The following is a 24197-nucleotide window of genomic DNA, read 5'->3' as shown; positions in this document are numbered from 1 at the left end:
GTCGTTACACCGTGCCTACGATTGTGGTCGGTCGGTTCGGCGTCCCGGACGCGACGTCCCCCGGCCGGCTCATGTCCTCATGGCTACGAGCTCGGGAAGGCCCTAGGTTCTTTTTATGGCGAACAACTTGTCGTTCATCGGTCGTGACATGGCGGTCGACCTCGGTACGGCCAACACGCTGGTGTACGTCAGAGGCCGCGGCATCGTATTGAACGAGCCGTCGGTGGTCGCCAAGAACACCACGACCGGGGGCATCCTGGCGGTCGGCGCCGAGGCGAAGAAGATGATCGGGCGCACGCCCGGCAACATCGTGGCGATTCGACCGCTCAAGGACGGTGTGATCGCCGACTTCGAGATCACCGAGCGGATGTTGCGCTACTTCATCCTCAAGGTGCACCGCCGCCGCTACCTTGCCCGTCCGCGCGTGGTGATCTGCGTGCCCTCCGGCATCACCGGCGTCGAGCGCCGCGCGGTGGTCGAGGCGTCCAGCCAGGCCGGCGCGCGCAGCGTGCACATCATCGAGGAACCCATGGCCGCCGCGATCGGCGCCGGCCTGCCGGTGCACGAGGCGACCGGCAACATGGTCGTCGACATCGGCGGCGGCACCACCGAGGTGGCGGTGATCTCGCTCGGCGGGATCGTCACCGCGCAGTCGATCCGGGTGGCCGGCGACGAGCTGGACAACGCGATCATCGCCTACGTCAAGAAGGAATACTCGCTGCTGTTGGGCGAGCGCAGTGCCGAGGAAATCAAGATGTCGATCGGCTCGGCCTTCGACCTCGGCGAGGACGAGCACAGCGAGATCCGCGGCCGCGACCTGGTCAGCGGGCTGCCGAAGACGATCGTGATCTCCACCTCCGAGGTCCGCAAGGCCATCGAGGAACCGGTCAACACCATCGTGGACGCGGTCAAGAGCACCTTGGACCAGTGTCCGCCCGAACTCGCCGGCGACGTGATGGATCGCGGCATCGTGCTCACCGGTGGCGGCGCCCTGCTGCGCGGCCTCGACGAGCGGCTGCGGACCGAGACCGGCATGCCGATCCACATCGCCGACAACCCGCTGGACTCGGTGGCTCTGGGCGCGGGCAAGTGCGTCGAGGAGTACGAGAAGCTTCAGCAGGTACTGGACGCCCAACCGCGCCGCTGACCGAGCAGACGGAGGCGGTCGGCCGTACGCGCCGCCCTCCGTGCCCGATCCGGCGCGGCCACACACCACAACTGCCCACCAGCGCCGCAATGTACGAAAGGGGCGGGCGCGCATCGTGAGGGACTCCCGGCATGGTCGGCTGGTCCTCGTGCTGCTGCTGGCGATCTCTTTCGCCCTCATCACCGTGGACATCCGCGGTGGCCGGAACTCGCCCATCGCGAACGTGCGCGACTGGGCCTCGGCCGTGTTCGGTCCCGCCGAACGCGGCGTGTCCGCGGCCGTGGACCCCGTCGGCCGGGCCGTGAACGCGGTCAAGGACGCGGGTTCCCACGAGGGCGAGAAGAAGCGCCTGCAGGACGAGAACGCCAAACTCCGGCAACAGGTGGACAACATCCAGTTCGACCGCAACCGCGCGGCCGAACTCGACAAACTGCTCAAGGTCTCGGCGGCCGGCCAGTATCGGATCAAGCCCGCGCGCGTGGTCGCCATCGGCCCCGCCCAGGGCTTCTCCTGGACGGTCACCATCGACGCGGGCGCCGGCGACGGCATCAAGCCCGACATGACCGTGATCAACGGCGACGGTCTGGTCGGGCGGGTGACCCAGGTCGGCCCGATGACCTCGACCGTGCTGCTCGCCACCGACCCCGGCTTCTCGGTCGGCTCGCGCCTGGCGGGGTCGATGGAAATAGGGATCACTTCCGGCCGCGGCAGCAAGCCGTTGAACCTCAAGCTGCTCAACGGACAGGCCCAGGTCAAGAAGGGCGACCGGCTGGTGACGTTCGGCTCGCAGGGCGGCAAGCCGTTCGTGCCGGGCGTGCCGGTGGGCGAGGTCGCCGAGGTGCGCAACACCCCGGGCGAGTTGACCCGCAGCGTCGAGGTGAAGTCCTACGTGCACTTCTCCAGCCTGGACACGGTGGGCGTGGTGATCGAGCCGCCGCGCACCGATCCGCGCGACTCGATACTGCCGCCCGCGCCGACGCCGGAGACCCCCGCGCCGCCGCCCGCGCAGCAGGCGCCGCCCGCGCCGCCGGCGAGCACCGAGCCGCCGCGCGGCGCCACGGCCGCGAAGCCGGCCACGGCGGGCAACCGCAGCACCAACGCCAAGCCGCCGGCGGGCGGCACGACCCCACCGACCGGAAGGGACTGAGACGGTGCGGATCTCTCGCGTGTTCTACGCCGCGCTGCTGATCGTCGTCGCGCTCGTGGTCCAGGTGAGCGTGCTCGCCCGGCTCGGTCTGCCCGGCGCGGTGCCGGACCTGCTGCTGCTGGTGGTGGTCGGACTCGCGCTGACGTACGGGCCGACCTCGGGGTGCGTGATCGGCTTCGCGGCGGGCCTGTGCGCGGACCTGGCGCCGCCGGCGGACCATGCGGCCGGGCGGTACGCGTTCGTGTTGTGCCTGACCGGCTACGTGGCGGGCATGTTCGCCTCCCGCAACCCCCGCCGCTCGGTGCTCACCCCGATCGCGGTGGTCGCGATCGCCGCGGCGGGCACCACCGTGCTGTACGCGGCGGTCGGCGCGCTGGTCGGCGACGGCGCGGTGCGCGAGGTGGGGCTGACGAAGCTGCTGCTGACCGCGGTGCTCTACGACGCGATCCTGGCCCCGTTCGTGGTCCCGTGGGTGATGGCGCTGGCCCGCAAGGTGGATCCCAAACCGCTGCTCTCGGGCCTGTCCCGGTAGGGGGTGACCGATCCAGATGCGCAAACGTATGCCCAGCCTGCTCAACGCCGGGCGATCGCGAGGGGACGGCGCGCACACCGTGCGCGCCCGGATGGTGGTCCTGCTGATCCTGGTCCTGTCGCTGATGATCACCCTCTTCGGCCGGCTCTGGTACCTCCAGATCCGCGAAGGCGACCACTACGCGGCGGCGGCCTCGCAGAACGCGGTCCGGGACGTGGTGACGCCGGCCGTCCGCGGCCGGATCCTCGACGACAAGGGCCGGCCTCTGGTGAACAACCGCACCGCGCTGGTGGTGTCGGTCAGCCGTACCGAGCTGATGCGCATGCCGGACCTGGGCACGGCTGTGCTGACCCGGCTGGCCAAGGTGTTGGAACTGCCGGTCGACGAGGTCAAGGCGCGCACCCGGCTGTGTGAGCGCAACGTGCCCAAGCCGTGCTGGAACGGCTCGCCGTACCAGCCGATCCCGGTCACGGACAACGCCACCACCGAGCAGGCGCTGACCATCATGGAGCACCGCGAGGAGTTCCCCGGGGTGACCGCCGAGCCCACCGCCGTGCGCCAGTATCCGGCGCCCGAGGGGGCCAACGGCGCGCACGTGGTCGGCTACCTCTCGCCGGTCTCCGACGAGGAGTTGAGCAAGCAGAAGGCCGAGGGCAAGAAGGACCTCCAGCGCGCCGACGAGGTCGGCCGCAGCGGTCTGGAGCGCACCTACGACGCCGACCTGCGCGGCAAGTCCGGGGTCACCGGGCTGTCCGTGGACCACCTGGGCCGGGTCACCGGCACCGTCTCGGAGACGCCGCCGGTGCCCGGGAACCACCTGGTCACCAGCATCGACGCGAAGATCCAGGCGATCACCGAGCAGCAGTTGGACGAGGCGATGAAGCGGGCGCGCGCGACCTACGACGCGGGCAACACGCACAAGAACTTCATCGCCGACGCGGGCGCGGCGGTGGTGATGGACATCAAGACCGGGCGGGTCATCGCGATGGCGAGCGCGCCCAACTACGACCCGTCGGTGTGGGTGGGCGGCATCTCGCCGCAGGACTACAAGGCGCTCACCGACGAGAAGGCCGGCGTGCCGCTGGTGTCGCGGGCCATACAGGGTCAGTTCGCGCCGGGCTCGATCTTCAAGGTGGTCTCCACCTCGGCCGCGGCCGAGTCGGGCTACTCCACCAAGGCCAACTACGACTGCTCGCCCAGCATCTCGGTCGGCGGCACGACCTTCAACAACCTGGAGTCCAGGGGCTACGGCCCGATCTCGCTCCAGCGCGCGCTGGAGGTCTCCTGCAACACCGTCTTCTACGGCATCGGCTACGACATGTGGCTCAAGGACGGCGGGATCTTCGGGAAGACCCCCAAGGACCCGATGGTGACCATGGCCAAGAACTACGGCCTGGGCGCCCCCACCGGCATCGACCTGCCCGGCGAGTCGGGCGGGCGGATCGCCGACCGGGCCTGGAAGAAGCGCAACTGGGAGCAGAACAAGGACACGTGGTGCAAGCAGGGCAACACCGGCAACGAGTACGTGGACAAGATCGCCAAGGAGAACTGCGTCGACGGCTGGCAGTTCCGCGCCGGTGACGCGATCAACTTCGCGATCGGCCAGGGCGACACCACGGTCACCCCGTTGCAGATGGCCCGGGTGTACGCGGCGATCGCCAACGGCGGCACGTTGTGGAAGCCGACCATCGGCAAGGCCGTGGTCAGCCCCGACGGCAAGCTGGTGCGCGAGATCCAGCCGCAGGCCGCCGCCAAGGTACCGGTGAGCGAGGCCACCATGAAGTACCTGCAGAACGCGCTGATCGGCGTCGAGATGAACGGCACCGCGGCCGGCGTCTTCGCCAACTGGCCCAACGCGCAGATGCCGATAGCGGCCAAGACCGGCACCGGCTCGGTGTACGGCAAGCAGAGCACGTCGTGGTTCGCCACCTACGGCGGGCCCAAGGACGGTCCGCAGTACGCCGTGGTGATGATGGTCAGCCAGGGCGGTACCGGCTCCGGCACCTCGGGTCCGTCGGTGCGCAAGATCTACGAGGCGCTGCTCGGCGTGGACGAGAAGGGCGCGATCGACCCGGGCAAGGCGCTGTTGCCCAGCCCGCCCGCGGACCTGCCGCACATCCAGGCGGACGGGACGGTGGCGCCGGTCTCCTTCCGGGCACCGTCCCTCCTGTCGCCGCCGCATCCGTTCGGCGACGGTGACGGGCGCACGGTGGACGTGGCCGCTTTCGGGCCCGGGGCACTGCCGCCCGAGCGGGTGACCTACCGGACCGGGAGAGGGACATGAACCTGAACCTGCGACTGCGGCCCGCCTCGCGGGTGGCCGGATTCGGGACACCGGACCTGGGCCGCCTGGCACCGGTGTTCACCCCGCGCCGGTCGATCACCCGGCAGATCATCCAGCGCGACGCGCCGGTGCGCCGGTTGGACTGGCTGCTGCTCGGCCCGGCGCTGGTGTTGTCGGGGGTGGGCTCGCTGCTGGTCTGGTCGGCGACCCGCAATCGGCGCGGACTCACCGGCGGCGATCCGCAGTTCTTCTTCAAGCGGCACCTGCTCAACCTGGTGATCGGGCTGGTGCTGGCCACGGCGGTGGCGATAATCGGTCACCGCCGGATCCGGGCGTTCTCCCCCATAGTGGCGATCGTGGCCCTGTTCGGGCTGTTCGCGGCGCTGAGCCCGCTGGGCAGCACGGTCAACGGGGCACGGGCGTGGATCCAGATCGGCGGCGGCTTCTCGCTGCAACCGGCCGAGCTGGTCAAGATCGGGATCATCCTGTGCATGGGCATGATCCTGTCCGAGCGGGTGGACACCGGGGACCTGGCCAGACCGGGCGACAAGGCCGTGTTCTGGGCGCTCGTGGTGGCCGCGCTGCCGATGGCGGTGATCATGCTGATGCCCGACATGGGGTCGGTCATGGTGATCGCGATGATCGTGCTGTGTGTGCTGCTCGCCTCCGGCGCGCGGGCGCGGTGGATGGTGCTGATGTTCGCGCTCGCCGGGGCCGGCGCGGCGGCGGTGGTGCACTTCGGGCTGCTCAGCGAGTACCAGATCGACCGGTTCCGGGCCTTCGCCGACCCGAGCTTCGACCCGGGGGGCGTCGGCTACAACACGGCCATGGCGCGTCTTGCGATCGGCTCGGGCGGGCTGGGCGGGCAGGGGCTGTTCCACGGCGAGCAGACGAGTGGCTCGTATGTACCCGAACAGCAGACCGACTTCGTCTTCTCGGTGGCCGGAGAGGAACTGGGCTTCATCGGCAGCGCGGTGATCATCGGGTTGTTCGCGCTGCTGCTGTGGCGCGGTATCCGGATCGCGCTGCACGCCGACGACCTGTTCGGCACGATCTTGGCGGCGGGTGTGGTCGGCTGGTTCGCGTTCCAGGCGTTCGAGAACATCGGGATGAACCTCGGCATCATGCCGGTGGCCGGGCTGCCGCTGCCGTTCGTCTCCTACGGCGGATCGTCGATGTTCGCCGTGTGGATGGGGATAGGGCTGTTGCAGTCGGTGCACATGAGACACGCCGGCGCCTTCAAATCCGCCTGATCGTACTGATCGCGCCCCTGATCACACCCCTGATCGCACCCTGTGCGGGCGGGCTCTCGCCGACATCTCGGTAGGGGGTCCGCCCGCATCGCGTTAGGCTGGGAGGTCGATCACCCTTCCCGCACCGAGGTGGTCGATCCCTCCCCGCACTCCCGGAAGGACCGCCATGCCCGTCGAGTCCCTGTTCCCGCGTCTGGAGCCGCTTCTGCCCCAGGTGCAGAAGCCCATCCAGTACGTCGGTGGCGAACTCAACTCGACCGTCAAGGACTGGGACGCGTGCGCGGTCCGCTGGGCCCTGATGTACCCCGACGCGTACGAGGTCGGGCTGCCCAACCAGGGCGTGATGATCCTGTACGAGGTCCTCAACGAGGTCGCCGACGTGCTCGCGGAGCGCACCTACGCGGTCTGGGGCGACCTGGAAAAGCTGATGCGCGAGCACGAGGTGCCGCAGTTCACCGTCGATGCGCACCGGCCCGTCGGCGCGTTCGACGTGTTCGGACTCAGCTTCTCCACCGAGCTGGGCTACACGAACATGCTCAACGCGCTCGACCTCGCCGGCATCCCGATCGAGGCCAAGGACCGGACCGAGGACCACCCGATCGTGCTCGCCGGCGGACACGCCGCGTTCAACCCCGAGCCGATCGCGGACTTCATCGACTGCGCGGTGGTGGGCGACGGCGAGCAGGCCGTGCTCCAGATCACCGACATCATCCGGGCCTGGAAGGCCGAGGGCCGGCCGGGCGGTCGGGACGAGCTGCTGTTCCGCCTCGCGGTCACGGGCAGTGTGTACGTGCCGCGCTTCTACGACGTGGACTACCTGGAGGACGGCCGGATCCAGCGGGTCGCGCCGAACCGCTCGGGCGTGCCGTGGCGGGTGTCCAAGCACACCGTGATGGACCTGGACGAGTGGCCCTACCCCAAGCAGCCGCTGGTCCCGCTCGCCGAGACGGTGCACGAGCGCATGTCCGTGGAGATCTTCCGCGGCTGCACCCGGGGCTGCCGGTTCTGCCAGGCCGGCATGATCACCCGGCCGGTGCGCGAGCGCAGCATCGAGGGCATCGGCGCGATGGTGGACAAGGGCCTGAAGGCGACCGGCTTCGAGGAGGTCGGCCTGCTGTCGTTGTCCTCCGCGGACCACACCGAGATCGCCGAGGTGGCCAAGGGCCTGGCCGACCGGTACACCGACGACAAGATCGGCCTGTCGCTGCCGTCCACCCGGGTCGACGCGTTCAACATCGACCTGGCCAACGAGCTGACCCGCAACGGGCGCCGCTCGGGCCTGACGTTCGCCCCCGAGGGCGGCAGCGAACGGCTGCGCAAGGTGATCAACAAGATGGTGTCGGAGGAGGACCTGATCCGCACCGTCGCCACCGCCTACGGCAACGGCTGGCGCCAGGTGAAGCTCTACTTCATGGTCGGCCTGCCCACCGAGACCGACGAGGACGTGCTGCAGATCGCGGACATGGCCAAGAAGGTCATCCAAAAGGGCCGCGAGGTCTCCGGCAGCCGCGACATCCGCTGCACGGTGTCGATCGGCGGGTTCGTCCCCAAGCCGCACACCCCGTTCCAGTGGGCCCCGCAGCTGGACCCGGCGGCCACCGACGCGCGGCTGCACAAGCTGCGCGACGCGATCCGCGCGGACCGGCAGTACGGCAAGTCGATCGGCTTCCGCTACCACGACGGCAAGCCGGGCGCGATCGAGGGCCTGCTCTCGCGGGGCGACCGCCGGGTGGGCCGGATCATCCGCGCGGTGTGGGAGGACGGCGGGCGTTTCGACGGGTGGAGCGAACACTTCAGCTACGACCGCTGGGTGCGCTGCGCGGGCGAGGCGCTGGCCGACGAGCCGGTCGACCTGGACTGGTACACCACGCGCGAGCGCGAGTGGAACGAGGTGCTCCCGTGGGACCACCTGGACTCCGGTCTGGACAAGGACTGGCTCTGGGAGGACTGGCAGGACGCCCTCGACGAGACCGAGGTCGAGGACTGCCGCTGGAGCCCGTGCTTCGACTGCGGCGTATGCCCGCAGATGGGCACGGAGATCCAGATCGGCCCGACGGGGCAGAAGCTGCTGCCGCTGTCGGTCGTCAAGTAGCCGGTCGCCGACCGGGGTTCGGGCAGCTCAGACGGAAAAGCTGTTCACCCTGGTCGGCGTCACGCGGACCATCACGCGGGCGATCGTGTCGGGCTCCGGTGGCGGGGCCTGGCCGAGGTACCTGAGCGAGAGGGCGAGCGGAAGGTCCTTCATCGGGTCCGGGACGATCTCGGCGGTGCCGCGCAACTCGACCGAGTGGTAGGGGTTTTCCAGGTCGAAGACGGTGACGCTGACGCGCGGGTCGCGGCGGAGGTTGCGGACCTTCGCCCGGCCGTCGGTCGCGGAGAACACGATGGTGTCGCCGTCGCGTTGGAACCAGACGACCGAGGACTGCGGGCCGCCGTCGGCGTTGAGCGTCGAGACGGTGGCGAAGTTCTTGGCGTCGAGGAGCTTGAGGGTTGCATCGTCGAAGGTGATGGACATGGGGTGCTCCCGGTTCCGCGCGTCTGTGGGTTTCGCTTGGTGCACTTCTTGTTACGGGACACATCCTCCGTGACCATGGAGGCCGACGAAAGAAGGCACTTTCATGTCACAGCGGAACATCTGTGTAACGGAGCCGGCCGAGGTCACCCAGGCCTGCCGCGTGCTGGACGTGCTCAACCGGGTGGCGGGCAAGTGGAGCATCAGCGTCCTGATGGAGGCCCGCAACGGCCCCGTGCGCTTCACCGAGTTGGAGCGAGCGATCCATGGGATCAGCCGCCGCATGCTCACGCTGACGCTCCGGAGTCTGGAGCGCGACGGCCTGCTGACGCGCACGGTGTATCCGACGGTGCCGCCGAAGGTCGAGTACGAGGCGACCGTGATGGCGAGGGAGCTGTTCGAGTACCTGTCCGGCCTCACCGCCTGGGCCGAACGCCACGAACCGGCGATGACGGCGTCCCGGGAGGCGTACGACCGCGCGGCGGGGTGAGCGGGGCGGGTGTGGGGCGGGTGCGGGGGAGTTACTTGGATTCGATGCGTCCCATGGGTGTGCCGTTCCTTGCTTCCGCCCAATCGGTGTTGTCGATGCCGAGGGCGTGGCGGAGGTAGGCGAGGGTGACCCGTTGGATCAGGGCCACACGCTCCGGGTTCTCGTCGGTCGTCTCCCGGACCTCGTAGCCGGCGATCCCGCCGAGGGAGTGCTCCGCGCCGAAGAGGGTGAGCAGGCTTTTGGGCCCGGGGCTGAGGTGGTACGGGTCGGCGAGCCACTCCGGCCCTCGGACGGACAGCGGCGACTCGTCGTGGTCTCCGGCGACGACGAGGGCGGGCGCGGTCATGTGCGCGAAGTCCGGCCCCTTCAGCCACGGGAGGTTCTCGGCCGCGAAGGGCGTGAGGTCGTCGCCGCCCCGGCCGGCGGTGGCGAGCAGTACGCCGGCCTTGATTCGCGAGTCGGACAGGTCTTCGGCGTGCCCGGTCAGGGGGTCGAGGACACGCAGCCCCAGTAGGACGCCCGCCGTCTGCCCGCCGAAGGAGTGCCCGGCGGCGGCGACGCGGCTTCGATCGAGGCGCCCGCCGAGCCCGGGAACGGCCGCCTCCAGCAGGTCGAGCCGGTCGAGGACGAGCCGCATGTCCCCGACCCGGGTGCGCCAGAGTTGCGGCCTGCGGGGGTCGTCCTGCGGCAAGCCGACGGTCCTGGAGTCGAGGTGCGTGGGCTGGATCACCACGAAGCCGTGCGCGGCCCAGAAGTCGACGAGCGGCCCATAGCCGTGCAGCGACGACCCGAATCCATGCGAGAAGACAACGATCGGCAACCCACTCCCACCAACCGGCGCGGCAACCCGCACCCTCAGATCCACACCCCGATCGGGCGCCACCAGGACGACGGGCTGTACCGAGACGACGGGGGAGGGAACGTCCGAGCTGAGCATGAGCGAACTTCCTTCGCGGAGCGGACAAGCAGTCGCGAGCTACGCTAAAACCTGACGCCCACGTCAGAGGCAAGCAGTGGAGAGGTGTAATGCGCATCGGCGAGCTGGCCACAAGCACAGGCGTCAGCGTCCGAGCGCTGCGCTACTACGAGGAACAAAACCTGCTCACCTCGGACCGCACCCCCAGCGGCCAACGCCAATACCCGGACAGCGCGGTGGACCGCGTCCTACTCATCCAACAGCTCTACGCCGCCGGCATCCCCAGCAAGTCGATCGCAGCCCTGTTGCCGTGCGCCATAAACGGCAAGGCCACCCCGGAACTCCTGACCCGCCTGACAGCAGAACGCGATCACATCGACACCCGAATCGCCGACCTGGTAGCTGCCCGAACGAGACTCGACGCCGTAATAACCGCCGCAACCACGAACCTACAAACAGGCCAACCCTGCCAACGCCCTTGACCGACAACCCGGTGGCGCTACACGTCGCCCCACCCGTCGACAGCGACCTCGGGGTACTCACCGGCGAGGTACCGCTGCAACGCATACCGAGTCGACGGCACGAACTCGCTCGGCAGGTCGTCGGTGTCGACCCAGGCCACGGTCGAGTGCTTGCCGGGCTCCGCGTTGACAGGCTCGCCGTCCCACTCCCTCGCGGCAAACACCAGCACGACAAACCCCTCCGGCGCATCCGGACTGTGCGCGCTATGCGTCACATGCACGAGTCGCAATGCCTCGGGCTCGACCTTTATCCCGGTTTCTTCGTGGAGTTCACGAACGGCCGTGTGCGTAATCGGCTCTCCCGGCGCCCCTTTGCCGCTCGGCAGGCTCCACATGCCAGGTGCGAACGCCTTGTTCTCACCCCGCCGCAAAAGGACGACCCGCCCGTTTGTCTGATCATGAACGATGACGGAAACAGCAAGCATGACCATCAGCCGCTCATCACCACGGACCCCATCGGACACGCGGTCATTCCTTCCTCTCGGCGCCGGCGTCGAACCGGTCAGGTGGCAAGCAGACCCCGCGCACGTCGGTCGAGGTCGGCCGCGCCCGGTACACGTCGCCGTTTGTAGGTGGTGAGAGTACGCCGCATGGTTGCAACCGCCTCACGGTGCCGGGACGATGCGACACCCCCAAGGTGATTCATTGCCTCACCCCAAGTGGCCACGGCTTCATCCGCGCGTGCCTGCGAAGCGAGCGAGGTGCCGAGATCGACGAAGGTAAGGGCGTGAATACGCCGAAATGCCCCGGGGTCACGCTCGGACAGAGCAGCTCGGTAATGCCGTTCCGTGTTGACGTGATCCCCAAGATCCTTGAGCGTCCTCGCCGTTTGGCTGGCTACTGTGCCCGAGGCCGGGCCGGTAGCCGTCGCATAGGACGGAGTCTGCTCATCTGTGCGGGCTACGGCGTCGGCCGCGTCTAGGAGCGCCCGTGCGGCCTCGGCAGGCCGGCCGGAAGCTGCGCAGGCACGTGCGCGTGTCACGTACAAGACGGCCTGCATACCTCCGTCGACCCGCCCTGATGCGCGTTGCAACGCTTCGGCAGTCAGCTCCAGACAGTGGTCGGCGCGCTTGAGGTGGAGCGCTTGATGTGCCAGGACGCGAAGCATCCACGCGCTGTGTCCGAACGGGTCCGCTTCATAGGCGAGTTGATACGCCGTGAGATAGTAGCGCTGAGCCGCTCCCTCACTCCCGAGGTCATGGAATTTCCAGCCTGCGAGATAAGCGAGTTCGGCAACGGCGCCGAAAGCGTCTCGGCGTACTGCTTCAGACGGGAAACGCCCGGACAACAACGGGGCGGCGGTGTCGGCAAGATACGCCATGACCGTAGTCAGGCCATGGCCCCCGCCGTGACGTTCGTCTGCTGCGCCGAATGCGGCCGTGACGTGGCGAACGGTAGCGATCTCTTCGGCGCCGATAGCAGCACCCGGCCGCCGGGCACGCAACATCCGCGATACGGATTCATGATCGTACGACAGTGGTGCTGCGATCGAGCCGACCGTAAAAGCCGCTGAACTGAGGAAACTCTCCCGCCGCATGCCTGCCCGGCCGAGGTCTATGGCCGCCGTAATCGGATCGACGGTGAGCAGGTGTGAATCGTCGGCCTGCGCCAGGCCGATCTCGACCAACGTGACAGTCCGACCCATGCGCCTCGACAGCGCCTCGGCAAGGTATCGCCGAGTTCGGATGCCGGGCTGGACACCAGTCGTCCAGTGCGCAACGGCGGACTTGTTGGTGTGTAGAAGCTCGCCGTTCTCTGCCGCAATCGCGCGGATCGCCCGCGCGAGTCTTTCGTAAGTCCAGCCGGATTGGGCGATTACGTCCATGAGGTCTGTGTTCGGCGTGCGTGCGGTTGCCATGACTCCCTGAATCCCGGGTTAAACCCGTTAAACCGCCTGCGATCCCCACCAGGGTAGCGACAACCCGTGCGTGGCCGTTGACTGATCGTGACGCCACCGAGGGCGGTGGGATCGGCACTTCATCCGTAGGAGTGATCCATGGGCGTGCTCGAGGGCAGGAGCAGGATGACGTTGAGCGTTTACCGGCTCCTCCCGAATGGTGAACGCGAGGACGTCAAGCCCGCTGCGGACTACGAACTGGGCGATGCGTCGCGGTGGTTGCCGCAGGGCGCGGTCGTTTCGCAGGGCGAAGTGACGACTTCGGCGGAGTCCGAGCAGTGCCGTCCCGGCTGAGGTGGGCGATGGCCGAGGGCGAGACGGGGGTCCGGTTCGGGCGCGGGCAATACGTGGTCGCGCGTGGCGGGTGGGCGCGGACCTTCGTGGGCGACGACCCCGAGCCGGTCCATCAACAGGTGCCGCTTTGCCGGGTGTTGGACGTGATCGAGCGACCGGACGGGGTCCACTACCGGGTGCGCGGTTGGTGGGTGGTGCCGTTCCGATTCGTGGTGTCCGGCGATCAGCTCGTGCTGCACCCCGACCAGAGAGAGGTCAGGGGACCCGATGGACACGCGCGATCGACTCGCCGGTCCCGCCCCGGCGCGTGGTAGCGCGCCCCGCACGTTCGCGGGCCCAAGCGGCTCCGGTGGGGCCGAGTTGCTGCCGACGGTGGTCCGCCGATGTGAACGAGCCGGTGGGCGGCTGCCGCCACCGGCCCGGCAGGTCGGCCCACTGGTAGTGGGCGATTGGGTGCGGATCAACGCGGATGGTGAGCGCAGCACGCAACCCGACGGCAAGGTCGTCGCGGTCGACGTCTTCCCACCCGGCCGATCCGTGATCGTCCAGCCCCCTGGCCAGGCGATGCCATGGGTCCGATGGGAGCACGAGGTTCACCGAATCCCGATCCCACAGGAACAACCACCAGAGAGGAATGTCGATGCAGAGGTCCACGACAACACCGGCGCACGTGCCGGCACCTGACACTCCGGAACGAGAAGGAGCAATCGACGTGACGTCGACGAGCACCGCGTGCGAGCCGTTCGGTATGCGGTATGCCGCCGGCCAGACCAGCGCGCCGATCGACAGCGCGGGAGTGACCTATGACCGGGAGTTGCAGATCGCGGTAGCCGCAGACGGCAATCCGTGGGCGTTCAGCGCGCCCAACGACACGAGCAGCGCCACCAACTCCGACAGCCGCAACGACGAGGGCACGGACCTCTGGTAGGGAGCGAGCGCCGAATGGCGGAACACTCGGGCGGGACGGTGCTGGTCCTCACGAACCGGCTCGATCCCACCGCAGACCTGGTCGTCGATCACCTCAATCACCGAGGCGTTCCCGTATTTCGCTGTGACACCGCCGAGTTCCCCACCGAGATCACCCTCTCGGCGACACTCGCGAACGGCTGGGCAGGGAGTCTCGACAACGGGGTCCGACGTCTCGACCTGGCCGCCGTGCGGTCTGTGTACTTCCGCAGGCCCGAGGAGTTCCGTATGCCCGACGGCGTCTCCGAGGCCGGGCGGCGGTTCGCCGCCGCCCAGTCCCGGGCGGGATTCCTCGGGGTCGTCGGCGCAATCCCCAGCCTGTGGATCAACCACCCCGCACGCGACCTCGAAGCGAACCGCAAGCCCGTTCAGCTCACCGTGGCACGGCGGCTGGGACTCCGTCCGCCTCGCACGTTGGTGACCAACGACTGCGCGACGGCGCGCGAGTTCGCCAAGGAGGTCGCCGGACCCGTCATCACGAAGAGTCTCGGGGCGGCCGTCCATACGGTCGTCGTCGATCCTGCCGAGTTCGACGACTCGATTGCCCTCTGTGCCCACCTCTTCCAGGAGTGGGTCGACAAGCGCCACGAGGTACGGCTGACCGTGGTGGGCGACAGGTTCTTCGCCGTGGAGATCCATGCCGGTTCGGAGGCCGCGAAGGTCGATTGGCGTGCGGACTATTCGAGCCTCACCTACAAGCCTGCGGTGGTGCCGAAGGATGTGCGCCGACGCGTGATGGAATTCATGGCGCACTTCGGGCTCGTCTTCGGGGCATTCGACTTCATCGTGACTCCGGGCGGCGACTGGCGTTTCCTTGAGGTGAACCCGAACGGCCAGTGGTCGTGGATCGAACACAAGACCGGCGTGCCTGTTTCGCGCGCCATTGCCGACCTCTTGGAGAAGGGCGACACGGTATGACGGATACTGCCGCGCTGGTGGAAGTCCGCGCGCGGTTGCTGCGCGAACGCCTCGTCGAGGAGCTGGAACAGGACGGTTCGCTGCGTACGGAGCCGTGGCGGAAGGCGCTTCGCGCCGTACCGCGACACGCATTTCTGCCGACCTTCTTTGCGGATGCGCTTGATGAGCGTGGTGTGACGACCTACAGGGCGGTGAGCCACGAGGTGTCGCCCGAGGAGTGGCTGCGCCTGGCCTACGCGAACAGGACGTGGGTTACGCAGCTCGACTACGGGGCGACGCTGCCGACTGATGGCGCGCCGGTCACGGGCACGCCTACCAGTTCGTCCACGCTTCCCTCCACTGTGGTGCGGATGCTGGAAGACCTGGATGTCCAGGACGGGCACAGCGTGCTTGAAGTGGGGACGGGCACGGGGTACTCGACGGCACTGCTTTGCGCTCGGCTCGGCGATCGACGCGTGACGAGCGTCGAGTACGATGCGGGCCTTTGTGCGGCCGACGCCAAGCGGCTGGGGACTTTGGGCTTTCGTCCTGCCCTGGTGGTGGGCGACGGCGCGCTGGGGCATCCGGACCGGGCGCCGTATCAGCGCATCATTGCCACCTACTCGCCGGACACCGTGTCGCCGGCCTGGTTGGCGCAGGCGGATCACGACGCCGTGCTCCTGCTTTCGCTCACCGGGGCGTTGGGTGCCTATGGGTACGTCAAGTTGCGCATGATCGAGGATGGGCGTGCCGAAGGGCGGTTCGTTGACTCGGTCGTGTCCTTCATGCCCTCACGTGGGAGTTCGTCGCCGGAGATCGGGCCCATGATGCGGGCGGCGATCGCCGGCAGGGCGGCGACGACGGGACGTACCACTCGGGTTGCTGCCGAGGTGCTCGATGATCCGGCTTTCCTGTGGGCGGCGCAGCTTGCCCTCCCGGGCACGATTCGCCTTCGCTACTCCGCCGCGCGTGAGGTGACGGGGCGCTGGTTCCTCCACCCGGATGGGTCGTGGGCGGTCGTGGAGGCCGACGCCGCAGGCACGGGCAGGCTGTACGAGGGCGGAACTCGGCCGTTGGGAAGCAACGTCGAAGCGGTGATGGCTTCTTGGTTGTCGAATGGCCGACCGGGCCTGGGGCGGTATGGGCTCACGGTCACGTCGGAGGCCAATGTGGTGTGGCTGGATGACCCAACCGGCGAATCTTGGACCCTCTGACGTGACGGGCAGGCCTCGGCCACGGGTGAGACGCGCTCGCTCACCCGTGCCAGGACCGCCACAGCGCCGCGTACGCCCCGTCGGCCGCGATCAGCTCCCGGTGGCTGCCCAGCTCCGTGATGCGGCCGTCCTCGACCACCGCGACCCGGTCCGCGTCGTGCGCCGTGTACAGGCGGTGTGCGATCGCGATCACCGTTCGGCCCTCGATCACCGCGCCCAACGAACGCTCCAGGTGCCGGGCCGCCCGAGGGTCGATCAGCGATGTCGCCTCGTCCAGCACCAGCGTGTGCGGGTCGGCCAGCACCAATCGGGCCAGCGCCAGCTGTTGGGCCTGAGGCGCCGTCAACTCGTAGCCCTTGGGACCGACTTCGGTGTCCACCCCGGCAGGGAGCCCGGCCACCCAGTCGGCGTCGACCGCGCGCAGCGCCGCCAACACCGCCTCGTCGTCGGCGTCCTCGCGGGCCAGCAGCAGGTTGTCCCGCAACGTGCCCCGGAACACGTGGTGTTCCTGGGTCACCAGCGCGACCCGACCGCGCAGTTCGTCGAGCGGCAAGCCGACGAGCGGTACCCCGCCCACCTCCACCCTGCCCGACGTCGGCCCGTTGACCCCGGCCAACAGCCGCCCCAGCGTGGACTTTCCGGCCCCGCTCGGCCCCACCATCGCGATCCGCTCACCCGGTCGCACGGTCAGGTCGATGCCGTGCAGCACCTCGCGCCCCGAGTCGTACGCGAACCGCACATCGCGCACGGTCAGCGTCTCGTCCACCGGCTTGGCGTCGGTGGGTTCGCGGTCGGACGGCACGTCGGCCACGCCCAGGAGTCGGGCCAGCGAGGCCGCCGAGATCTGCACCTCGTCCAGCCAGTTGAGCAGTTCGTCCATCGGTCCGATGATCAACTGCACGTACAACACCGCGGTCGCCACCTCGCCCAGCGTGGCCCAGCCGTGCAGATACGCCCAGCCGCCGAAGGCCGTGGTCGCCACCACCGGCAACATGTAGCCGAAGTCGACCGTCGGGTACCAGATGGTGCGCAGCCACAGCGTGTACCGCTCGGCCGCGTACGCCTTGCCGACGTCGTCGTCACCGCGCCGCCGACGCCGATCGGCGAGCCGCAGCGCCTCGACCGTACGCGCGCCCTCGACCGTCTCCGCGAGCGAGTCGGTCACCTGCGCCCAGGCGGCGTTCTCGCGCAGATAGCCCGCGGGCGCCCGGCGCAGGTACCACCAGGTGACCGGGATCAGCAGCGGCACCGTGATCAGCAGCGGCAGCGCCAGCAGCGGGTTGAGCAGCAGCAGCCCGGTGAAGGTCAGCACGATCGTCACGGCCGCGACCAGCACCGAGGGCACCGCGCGGCGGGCTGAGCGGGACATCGCCGCCACGTCGCGATTCGCCCGGCCGAGCAGGTCGCCGGAGCCGGCCCGCTCGACGGTGGACAGCGGCAGGTCCAGGATGCGCTCCACGAACTCCTCGCGGACCTGCGCGAGCAGGCCCTCGCCGAGCCGCGCCGCGGCCACCGCCGCCTGACGCACGATCAGCGCCTGGAGCAGCAGCGCGCCGGCGATGCCCAGGCCGAGCAGGTCGATCGTCCGGGTCGGGGCGTCGTCGCGGACCTTCTCGATCAATACGCCGAGCAGGCGCGGCGCGACCAGTCCGGCCACTGCGGCGAGTGCGTAGAACAGCACGGTCAGGATCAGGTCGCGCTGCCGCTCGCGCAGCAGCCGTACGGCGTGCCGGCCGACCTCGGCGGCCGGGGCCACCGGCAACAGGCGGCGCGCGCTCACGCGTTCCCCTCCTCGTCGTCGTCGACACGGGTGACCAGTGCCGCGTATCCCGGTTCGTTCGCGAGCAGTTCGCGATGCGGTCCGACCGCCATGACCTTGCCGTCCTGGACGTAGGCGACCTCGTCCATGGTGTCCAGGACGAGCGGGCTGGTGGTGGCGACCACCGTGGTACGCCCGCGCCGGTGCGCGGCGAGCCGGCCGGCGATCCGGGCCTCGGTGTGCGCGTCCACCGCGCTGGTCGGCTCGATGAGCACCAGCGTCTGCGGGTCGGCGACCAACACCCGTACCAGGCGCAGGCGTTGTACCTGGCCGCCGGAGAACTCCCGGCCGCGGGCCGCGATCTCGGTGTCCAGGCCCTCGTCCAGCGCGTCGATCACGTCCGCGGCGCAGGCCACCTCGACCGCCTGGGCGAGGTCGACGCCGCCCCGGCCCCCGCCGCCGGGCGTCAGTTCGCGGCGCAGCGGTCCGGAGAACAGCCCGGCGTCGTGGTGCGCGACCAGGATCCGCTCGCGCACGTCGGCCACCGCGAGGTCGGCCAGCGGCACGTCGTGGTAGAAGACGTCGGCGTCCTCGTAGCGGCCGAGCCGGTCGGCCAGCGCGGGCGCGTCCTGCGGGTCCTCGCAGGCGATGCCGAGTTGCACGCCGGGCCGGATCACCAGGCCGGAGCGCCGGTCCACCAGGTCGCCGGGCGCCGGCCAGGCGAGCGGGTCGGGCCGGTCCTCGACGCCCGGCGCGAGGCCGAGCACCCGCACCACCCGGCGGGCCGCGACGTGGCCGCGGACGACACGGTCGGCGAACTCGGTGAGGGTGGTGAGCGGGACGGTCAGGAACGCCGCGTAGCCGTAGAACGACACCATCTGACCGACCGTCAGGCGGCCGTCCAGGGCGAACCGGGCGGCCAGCCAGGTACCGAACGCGACGAAGAAGCCGGGCACCAGGAACTGCGCGGCCTCCAACATCGATTCGATCCTGGCGGTGCGTACGCCCGCCATCCGCAACTCCTGCGATTCGCGCCGGTAGCGGGCCCCGAAGCTGCGCTCACCGCCGATGCCGCGCAGCACGCGCAGCCCGGACGCGATGTCGACGGCCCGATCGGCCAGCCCGGACTGCAGTTCGCGGTAGGCGTTCTGGCGCCGGTGCAGCGGCCGCAGCAGCAGCGAGACCAGACCCATGAGCAGCGGTACACCGATCAGGACCAGCAATCCGAGCGGTACCGACATCTGCAACAGCACGACGGCGACCACGGCGAGCGTGACCACCGAGGCGCAGCCGCGCGCGGTGATGTCCAGGGTCGAGCCGATCGCGTCCACGTCGGAGGTGCCGACGCCGACCACCTCGCCGGAGGCGATCCGGCGTTGCAGCACCGCGCCGAGCCGGGCGGCGTGCCGGGTGACGAGCTGGATGGTACGAAAGGCCGAGTCGAGGAAGTTGGCGACCGCGTTGCGGTGGCGCATGATGCCGGTGAAGCCGATCAGCACGGCGATCCCGAGCAGCACGCCGGACCAGGCGTACAGCCGTCCCTCGTCCCGCGCTTCGACAGCGTCGATCGCCCGGCCGACGGCGGCGGGCATGAGGGCCTGGGCCACCATCCACACCGACGCCCAGACGATGCCCATGACAATCGTCCGCCGGGTGCGAGCGGCGAGCCAAAGCAGGTAGCGGCCCGCCGACCGGATATCGGGATCGCCGGGGTCGGCGACGGGAAACGTTCGCATTGTCCAGCGACGCTAACCCGCGACCCGGGTCACGTTCCACGCATTATTCCCGGCCGCGGCCCGGCCGGAAGCCACCCGCAGGCGCCGAGCGCGACCGGGGCGGCGAGCGGCCGGCGTTGGGCAGGGACGCACGGGGCCGGCCGTGCCTCACCGGCAACAGGGGCGCAAGGCGGGAGGTCAAGAGGCCACACGAACCAGCGCGGAGGCAGCGCCGGCCACGCCTGGCTCGCGCACTTGGCGATCACGGTGCGGCCTCCAGCGAACGCCACCGCGATTCGATCCCCTGACGCAACAACCACCGCCGGCACGCGTGAGATTCACCCCTGGGAACGGGGTCGCGGCCGCCGGACCTCCTTCTCGGGAGGGGCGGGGCGTTTCCGGCGGGCGTTGCGTCTTGGGTTGCGGGTGGCTGGTGCGGGGCTGGTCAGAGTCGATGGTGGGCCGCCGCCGGCGTGCGGGGCTCGGAGGCTCCGGCTTTCGGCGAGATGGGTGTGTTGGTCGGCGAAAAACCGGCCGGCAGCGGCGGGGAGGGTTGGTGGTCGGGTCGAGTCCTCCGGGGAGCCTTGCCGGGTGGGTCGGGTGTTCCCGGCGGGCGTTGCGTCTTGGGTTGCGGGTGGCCGGTGCGGAGCTGGTCAGAGTCGATGGTGGGCCGCCGCCGGCGTGCGGGGCTCGGAGGCTCCGGCTTTCGGCGAGGCGGGTGTGTTGGTCGGCGAAAAACCGGCCGGCAGTGGGGAGCGGGAGGGCGCTGGGGTCGAGTTCCCTGAGGGGCCTCCCGAGTGGGTCGGGCGTTTCCGGCGGGCGATGGGCATGTGGGTGACGAAGGCTCATGAACCCGGATCGTCTGGGGTGCTGTTGTCCCAGCGTGAGAGAAAACCGCAGGTCAGTGCGCGCAGGGGCCGTTTCGAGCGCCTCGGGATCCGGTTTCGGCTCCCACTGGGCACTTTCGGTCACGTCGACGGCTTCTGTGAGGTCGCGGTGCCCGAAGCCGGCTCCGACTGTGCGGTTTCGGCCTCCGCACCGGCATTGAGGGGGCCGGAGCACACGAAACCGGCACTTGGCGCCCGACTCTCCGCCCTGATCTCACAAAACCGCAGGTCACCGAAGGTCGAAGCCCACAGCCACCCACCGCGATCCGGTTTCGAACCCCAACTCCCCTCGAAATGCCCTCGAAGCGCCGACCCACCCGGGAAGGCTCCCGGAGGCCCCGACTCGACCGCCCTCCCTGCTCCCCGCTGCCGGCCGGTTTTCGCCGAGCAATGCGCTCGTCTCGTCGGGAGCCCTCCGTCTTGGAGCCCCGCACGCCGGCGGCGGCTCACCACCGACTCTGACCGACCCCGGACCGGCCACCCGCAACCCACGGCGCAACGCACGCCGGGAGCACCCGACCCACCCGGCAAGGCTCGCCGGAGAACCCAACCCGACCACCCACCCTGCCCCCACCGCCGGCCGGGTTTCGCCGAGCAACGCGCCCGCCTCGCCGGAGGCCCCAACTCTCGGAGCCCCGCACGCCGGCGGCGGCCCATCACCGACTCTGACCGGCCCCGGACCGGCCACCCGCAACCCAAGGCGCAACGCACGCCGAAAGCGCCCGGCCCACTCGGGAACGCCCCCGGAGGAACCCGACCCGAGTGCCTCCCACCTGTCCCGCCACCCCGACCGTTTCGAGCGCGGTGCGCTACTCGGCGGCCAACTTCGCGTGCTCGTCCCGGAGTTGGCGTTTGAGGATCTTGCCGCTGGGGTTCTTCGGGAGCGACTCGGCGATCACCACATACTTGGGGACCTTGAAGCCCGCCAGGCGGGTCTTGCAGTGTTCGATGACCTCCTCCCCCGTGATCCGCTCGCCCGGCCGCGGCACGACCACTGCCGTGACCGCCTCGATCCAGTACGGGTGGGGGACGCCGAAGACCGCCGCCTCCGCTACCGCCGGGTGGGCGTGGATGGCCTCCTCGACCTCTCGGCCGGCCACGTTTTCGCCGCCGGTCTTGACCATGTCCTTCTTGCGGTCGACCACCGTGAGGTAGCCCTCCGCGTCCAGTACGCCGAGGTCGCCGCTGTGGAACCAGCCGTTGCGGAAGGCCTCGGCGGTGCGGTCCGGGTCGTTCCAGTAGCCGAGCATGGTGTGGGGGCCGCGGTGCACGATCTCGCCCACCTCGCCGGGTGGCACCGGGCGGTCCTCGTCGTCGACCACGGCCGTTTGTACGTTGAGCCCCGCGCGTCCCGCCGACCCCGCCTTCCGCTCCTGGTCGTCCGGGCCCAGGATGGTGGCCACCGGCGACATCTCGGTCTGGCCGTAGAAGTTGTACAGCCGCAACCGCGGCAACCGGCGCCGCAGTTCGCCCAGCACCTCGACCGGCATCGCCGCCGCGCCGTAGTAGCCCTTGCGCAGCCCGGACAGGTCCCGCGTGTCGAAGTCGGGGTGGCGCAGCAGCGCGATCCACACCGTCGGCGGGCAGAACAGCTTGCTCACCCGCTCGCGTTCGATCGTGGCGAGCAGCGTGGCCGGGTCCGGCGCGGGCAGGATGATCGACGTCGCGCCGAGGTAGACGTCCGGGGTGAGGAAGCAGTGCAGCTGCGCGCAGTGGTAGAGCGGCAGGGCGTGGATCTCCACGTCGTCGGCGGCCATCCCGCCGTCGATGATCGCGGTCGCGTACTGGGCGATCAGGTTGCGGCTGGTCATCACCGCGCCCTTGGGGCGGGACTCGGTGCCCGAGGTGTACATGATCTGGACCGGGTCGTCGTCGAGGAGCGCCACATCCGGCACCTCGCCGCCCTCGGCGATCAGCCCGGCGAACGGCTCCCACCCCGAAACCGCAGGGCCGAGCACCACGCGCAGCGCCTCACGGCCGGCCAGGGCGGCGTCAGCGGTGGCGGTCAGCTCGGGGCCGGCCAGCACGGCGATCGCGCCCGCGTGCTCCAGGACGTAGCCGACCTCGGGCGCGGTGAGCATGAAGTTCACCGGGACCGAGACCGCGCCGAGCCGGGCCAGCGCGAAGTAGGCCACCACGAACCCGTGCGAGTTGCGGGCGAGCAGCACCACCCGGTCGCCCTTGCCGATGCCGCGCGCGGCCAGTGCCCCGGCGGCGCGCGAGACCGTGTCGTCGAGTTCGGCGAAGGTCTGCCGCAGCTCGCCGTCCACCACGGCGAGCCGGTCCGGCAGCCGGGCGGCGGTACGCGTGAGCAGGTCGGCGATGCCGTGCCGGCGGGCCTGGACAGCGGTCACGGATGGCTCCTCGCCTCGGTGAAGGGTGGAGGCGTCATTGTGTCCGGCCCACTCGCCGGGCGGAAGCGTCTCGCCCGCTGAAATCGTCGTGTTGATCACCGACCCGGCTAGGTAGGCTTGCGGGCATGACCAGCAGCGCAGCGTCCGCAGTCCTCGACACCGCCCGTCGCGCCCGGGAGGCCGCCGCCGTCCTCGCGCCACTGACCCGGCGGGTCAAGGACGACGCGCTGCTCGCGCTCGCCGACGCGCTCGTGGCCCGCTCGGCGGAGATCGTCGCGGCCAACGTCGAGGACGTGGAGCGCGCCCGGGCCAACGGCACCGGCGAGGCGATGATCGACCGGCTCACCCTGACCGGCGAACGGATCGCCGCGATCGCCTCCGACGTACGCGACGTGGTCGGCCTGCCCGACCCGGTCGGCGAGGTGCTGCGCGGCTCGACCCTGCCCAACGGCCTGGAACTGCGCCAGGTGCGGGTGCCGCTCGGCGTGGTCGGGATCATCTACGAGGCCCGCCCCAACGTCACCGTCGACGGCGCCGCGCTGTGCCTGAAGTCGGGCAACGCGGTGCTGCTGCGCGGCTCGTCGTCCGCCTACCGCTCGAACACCGCCATCGTCGCGGTGATGCGCGACGCGGTCGTCGCGGCCGGCCTGCCCGCCGACGCCATCCAGCTGGTGCCGGGCGAGACGCACGACTCGGTGAAGGAGCTGATGACCGCGCGCGGCCTGGTCGACGTACTGATCCCGCGCGGTGGGGCGAGCCTGATCCGCACCGTGGTCGAGGGCTCGACCGTGCCGGTGATCGAGACCGGCGTGGGCAACTGCCACGTCTACGTCGACGCGCAGACCGACCTGGAGATGGCCGTGAACATCCTGGTCAACTCCAAGGCGCACCGGGTCAGCGTGTGCAACTCGGCGGAGACGCTGCTCGTGCACCGCGACGTGGCCGACGCCTTCGTCCCGCTCGCGCTCGCGGCCCTGAAGGACGCGGGCGTGACCGTACACGGCGACGCCGCGGTACAGACCTACTCGGCCGACGTGGTGCCGGCCACCGACGCCGACTGGGACACCGAATACCTGTCCTACGACATCGCCGCCGCCGTGGTGCCCTCGCTGCACGACGCGGTCGCGCACATCCGCAGGCACTCCTCCGGCCACACCGAGGCGATCGTCACCACCTCGCAGGCCGCGGCACGCGAATTCGTGGCCCTGGTCGACTCGACGGCCGTGATGGTCAACGCCTCGACCCGGTTCACCGACGGCGGCCAGTTCGGCTTCGGAGCGGAGATCGGCATCTCCACGCAGAAGCTGCACGCGCGCGGCCCGATGGGGCTGCCCGAGCTGACCAGCACGAAGTACGTGGTCACCGGCGACGGCCACGTGCGCTCCTGATCGACTCCGGAACCACCCGTCCGG

Annotated in this window: 20 protein-coding genes and 1 pseudogene; 14 read left to right on the top strand and 7 right to left on the bottom strand. The window is 69.9% G+C overall.

Annotated elements, in window-relative coordinates; all coding sequences use genetic code 11:
* Positions 1-127: 127 nt before the first annotated feature.
* From ACH4XV_RS14180 to ACH4XV_RS14155, 6 genes and pseudogenes are all read left to right on the top strand, one after another.
* A complete protein-coding gene (locus tag ACH4XV_RS14180; protein ID WP_026218256.1) occupies positions 128-1147 on the top strand; it encodes a rod shape-determining protein in 1020 nt (339 codons plus the stop codon).
* Between the two features lie 115 nt (positions 1148-1262).
* Entirely contained in the window at positions 1263-2294 is a 1032-nt protein-coding gene (mreC, locus tag ACH4XV_RS14175; RefSeq protein ID WP_395789498.1) for a rod shape-determining protein MreC, read from the top strand.
* Positions 2295-2298: 4 nt separating this feature from the next.
* A pseudogene (mreD, locus tag ACH4XV_RS14170) lies at positions 2299-2805 on the top strand (rod shape-determining protein MreD); the annotation flags it as partial.
* Positions 2806-2854: 49 nt separating this feature from the next.
* A complete protein-coding gene (mrdA, locus tag ACH4XV_RS14165; RefSeq protein ID WP_395789996.1) occupies positions 2855-5110 on the top strand; it encodes a penicillin-binding protein 2 in 2256 nt (751 codons plus the stop codon).
* A gap of 74 nt (positions 5111-5184) precedes the next feature.
* Positions 5185-6363 (top strand): rod shape-determining protein RodA, encoded by a 1179-nt coding sequence (gene rodA / locus ACH4XV_RS14160; RefSeq protein WP_395789994.1) that lies wholly within the window; start codon positions 5185-5187, stop codon positions 6361-6363.
* A gap of 166 nt (positions 6364-6529) precedes the next feature.
* Positions 6530-8455, top strand: a complete 1926-nt coding sequence (locus ACH4XV_RS14155; protein ID WP_395789496.1) for a TIGR03960 family B12-binding radical SAM protein — start codon at positions 6530-6532, stop codon at positions 8453-8455.
* Between the two features lie 27 nt (positions 8456-8482).
* Here ACH4XV_RS14155 and ACH4XV_RS14150 read toward each other — a convergent pair whose 3' ends face one another.
* Entirely contained in the window at positions 8483-8878 is a 396-nt protein-coding gene (locus tag ACH4XV_RS14150; RefSeq protein WP_395789494.1) for a PPOX class F420-dependent oxidoreductase, read from the bottom strand.
* Positions 8879-8981: 103 nt separating this feature from the next.
* On the opposite strand from ACH4XV_RS14150, the gene ACH4XV_RS14145 reads away from it, so the two are divergent.
* On the top strand, positions 8982-9365 hold the full coding sequence (locus tag ACH4XV_RS14145; RefSeq protein ID WP_395789492.1) for a winged helix-turn-helix transcriptional regulator: 384 nt from the start codon (positions 8982-8984) through the stop codon (positions 9363-9365).
* A gap of 31 nt (positions 9366-9396) precedes the next feature.
* Here ACH4XV_RS14145 and ACH4XV_RS14140 read toward each other — a convergent pair whose 3' ends face one another.
* Entirely contained in the window at positions 9397-10302 is a 906-nt protein-coding gene (locus ACH4XV_RS14140; protein ID WP_395789490.1) for an alpha/beta hydrolase family protein, read from the bottom strand.
* 89 nt (positions 10303-10391) lie between these two features.
* Between ACH4XV_RS14140 and ACH4XV_RS14135 the strand changes: the two genes are divergently transcribed.
* Positions 10392-10763 (top strand): MerR family transcriptional regulator, encoded by a 372-nt coding sequence (locus ACH4XV_RS14135; RefSeq protein WP_395789488.1) that lies wholly within the window; start codon positions 10392-10394, stop codon positions 10761-10763.
* A 17-nt stretch (positions 10764-10780) separates the two neighbouring features.
* Here ACH4XV_RS14135 and ACH4XV_RS14130 read toward each other — a convergent pair whose 3' ends face one another.
* Complete coding sequence (locus ACH4XV_RS14130) at positions 10781-11266, bottom strand: NUDIX domain-containing protein (protein ID WP_395789486.1); 486 nt, start codon at positions 11264-11266, stop codon at positions 10781-10783.
* Positions 11267-11304: 38 nt separating this feature from the next.
* The gene (locus ACH4XV_RS14125) at positions 11305-12660 is read right to left on the bottom strand and encodes a tetratricopeptide repeat protein (RefSeq protein ID WP_395789484.1); all 1356 of its coding nucleotides are present in this window, start codon (positions 12658-12660) and stop codon (positions 11305-11307) included.
* A 138-nt stretch (positions 12661-12798) separates the two neighbouring features.
* Between ACH4XV_RS14125 and ACH4XV_RS14120 the strand changes: the two genes are divergently transcribed.
* The 5 genes from ACH4XV_RS14120 to ACH4XV_RS14100 all read left to right on the top strand — a co-directional run bounded on the left by ACH4XV_RS14120 (position 12799) and on the right by ACH4XV_RS14100 (position 16070).
* Positions 12799-12993, top strand: coding sequence for a hypothetical protein (locus ACH4XV_RS14120; protein WP_395789482.1), 195 nt, complete (start codon positions 12799-12801; stop codon positions 12991-12993).
* A gap of 8 nt (positions 12994-13001) precedes the next feature.
* Positions 13002-13307, top strand: coding sequence for a hypothetical protein (locus ACH4XV_RS14115; protein WP_395789480.1), 306 nt, complete (start codon positions 13002-13004; stop codon positions 13305-13307).
* Between the two features lie 398 nt (positions 13308-13705).
* Entirely contained in the window at positions 13706-13921 is a 216-nt protein-coding gene (tgmA, locus tag ACH4XV_RS14110; RefSeq protein WP_380002947.1) for a putative ATP-grasp-modified RiPP, read from the top strand.
* A gap of 14 nt (positions 13922-13935) precedes the next feature.
* A complete protein-coding gene (tgmB, locus tag ACH4XV_RS14105; protein ID WP_395789478.1) occupies positions 13936-14877 on the top strand; it encodes an ATP-grasp ribosomal peptide maturase in 942 nt (313 codons plus the stop codon).
* Positions 14874-16070 (top strand): methyltransferase, encoded by a 1197-nt coding sequence (locus tag ACH4XV_RS14100; protein WP_395789476.1) that lies wholly within the window; start codon positions 14874-14876, stop codon positions 16068-16070. Before tgmB ends, ACH4XV_RS14100 begins: the two co-directional genes overlap by 4 nt.
* A gap of 40 nt (positions 16071-16110) precedes the next feature.
* Here ACH4XV_RS14100 and ACH4XV_RS14095 read toward each other — a convergent pair whose 3' ends face one another.
* From ACH4XV_RS14095 to ACH4XV_RS14085, 3 genes are all read right to left on the bottom strand, one after another.
* On the bottom strand, positions 16111-17850 hold the full coding sequence (locus ACH4XV_RS14095; RefSeq protein WP_395789474.1) for an ABC transporter ATP-binding protein: 1740 nt from the start codon (positions 17848-17850) through the stop codon (positions 16111-16113).
* On the bottom strand, positions 17847-19466 hold the full coding sequence (locus ACH4XV_RS14090; protein WP_395789472.1) for an ABC transporter transmembrane domain-containing protein: 1620 nt from the start codon (positions 19464-19466) through the stop codon (positions 17847-17849). Before ACH4XV_RS14090 ends, ACH4XV_RS14095 begins: the two co-directional genes overlap by 4 nt.
* 1774 nt (positions 19467-21240) lie before the next feature.
* On the bottom strand, positions 21241-22785 hold the full coding sequence (locus tag ACH4XV_RS14085; RefSeq protein ID WP_395789470.1) for a fatty acyl-CoA synthetase: 1545 nt from the start codon (positions 22783-22785) through the stop codon (positions 21241-21243).
* Positions 22786-22910: 125 nt separating this feature from the next.
* Here ACH4XV_RS14085 and ACH4XV_RS14080 point away from each other — a divergent pair, with 125 nt between their 5' ends.
* Positions 22911-24173 (top strand): glutamate-5-semialdehyde dehydrogenase, encoded by a 1263-nt coding sequence (locus tag ACH4XV_RS14080; protein ID WP_395789468.1) that lies wholly within the window; start codon positions 22911-22913, stop codon positions 24171-24173.
* Positions 24174-24197 lie beyond the last annotated feature (24 nt).

This window comes from Embleya sp. NPDC020630, assembly GCF_044334985.1.
Lineage (GTDB): Bacteria > Actinomycetota > Actinomycetes > Streptomycetales > Streptomycetaceae > Embleya.
Note: the sequence above shows the minus strand (reverse complement) of the source record. Positions and strands in the feature narration are given on the sequence as shown.

Bases quoted from the DNA above. Each gene is read 5' to 3' on its own strand.
- ACH4XV_RS14145 (WP_395789492.1), top strand. From the start codon at position 8,982: ATGTCACAGCGGAACATCTGTGTAACGGAGCCGGCCGAGGTCACCCAG.
- ACH4XV_RS14135 (WP_395789488.1), top strand. From the start codon at position 10,392: ATGCGCATCGGCGAGCTGGCCACAAGCACAGGCGTCAGCGTCCGAGCG.
- ACH4XV_RS14155 (WP_395789496.1), top strand. From the start codon at position 6,530: ATGCCCGTCGAGTCCCTGTTCCCGCGTCTGGAGCCGCTTCTGCCCCAG.
- ACH4XV_RS14100 (WP_395789476.1), top strand. From the start codon at position 14,874: ATGACGGATACTGCCGCGCTGGTGGAAGTCCGCGCGCGGTTGCTGCGC.
- ACH4XV_RS14090 (WP_395789472.1), bottom strand. From the start codon at position 19,466: ATGGGCATCGTCTGGGCGTCGGTGTGGATGGTGGCCCAGGCCCTCATG.
- ACH4XV_RS14120 (WP_395789482.1), top strand. From the start codon at position 12,799: ATGGGCGTGCTCGAGGGCAGGAGCAGGATGACGTTGAGCGTTTACCGG.
- tgmB (WP_395789478.1), top strand. From the start codon at position 13,936: ATGGCGGAACACTCGGGCGGGACGGTGCTGGTCCTCACGAACCGGCTC.
- ACH4XV_RS14080 (WP_395789468.1), top strand. From the start codon at position 22,911: ATGACCAGCAGCGCAGCGTCCGCAGTCCTCGACACCGCCCGTCGCGCC.
- mrdA (WP_395789996.1), top strand. From the start codon at position 2,855: ATGCCCAGCCTGCTCAACGCCGGGCGATCGCGAGGGGACGGCGCGCAC.
- ACH4XV_RS14115 (WP_395789480.1), top strand. From the start codon at position 13,002: ATGGCCGAGGGCGAGACGGGGGTCCGGTTCGGGCGCGGGCAATACGTG.
- ACH4XV_RS14150 (WP_395789494.1), bottom strand. From the start codon at position 8,878: ATGTCCATCACCTTCGACGATGCAACCCTCAAGCTCCTCGACGCCAAG.
- ACH4XV_RS14140 (WP_395789490.1), bottom strand. From the start codon at position 10,302: ATGCTCAGCTCGGACGTTCCCTCCCCCGTCGTCTCGGTACAGCCCGTC.
- ACH4XV_RS14125 (WP_395789484.1), bottom strand. From the start codon at position 12,660: ATGGCAACCGCACGCACGCCGAACACAGACCTCATGGACGTAATCGCC.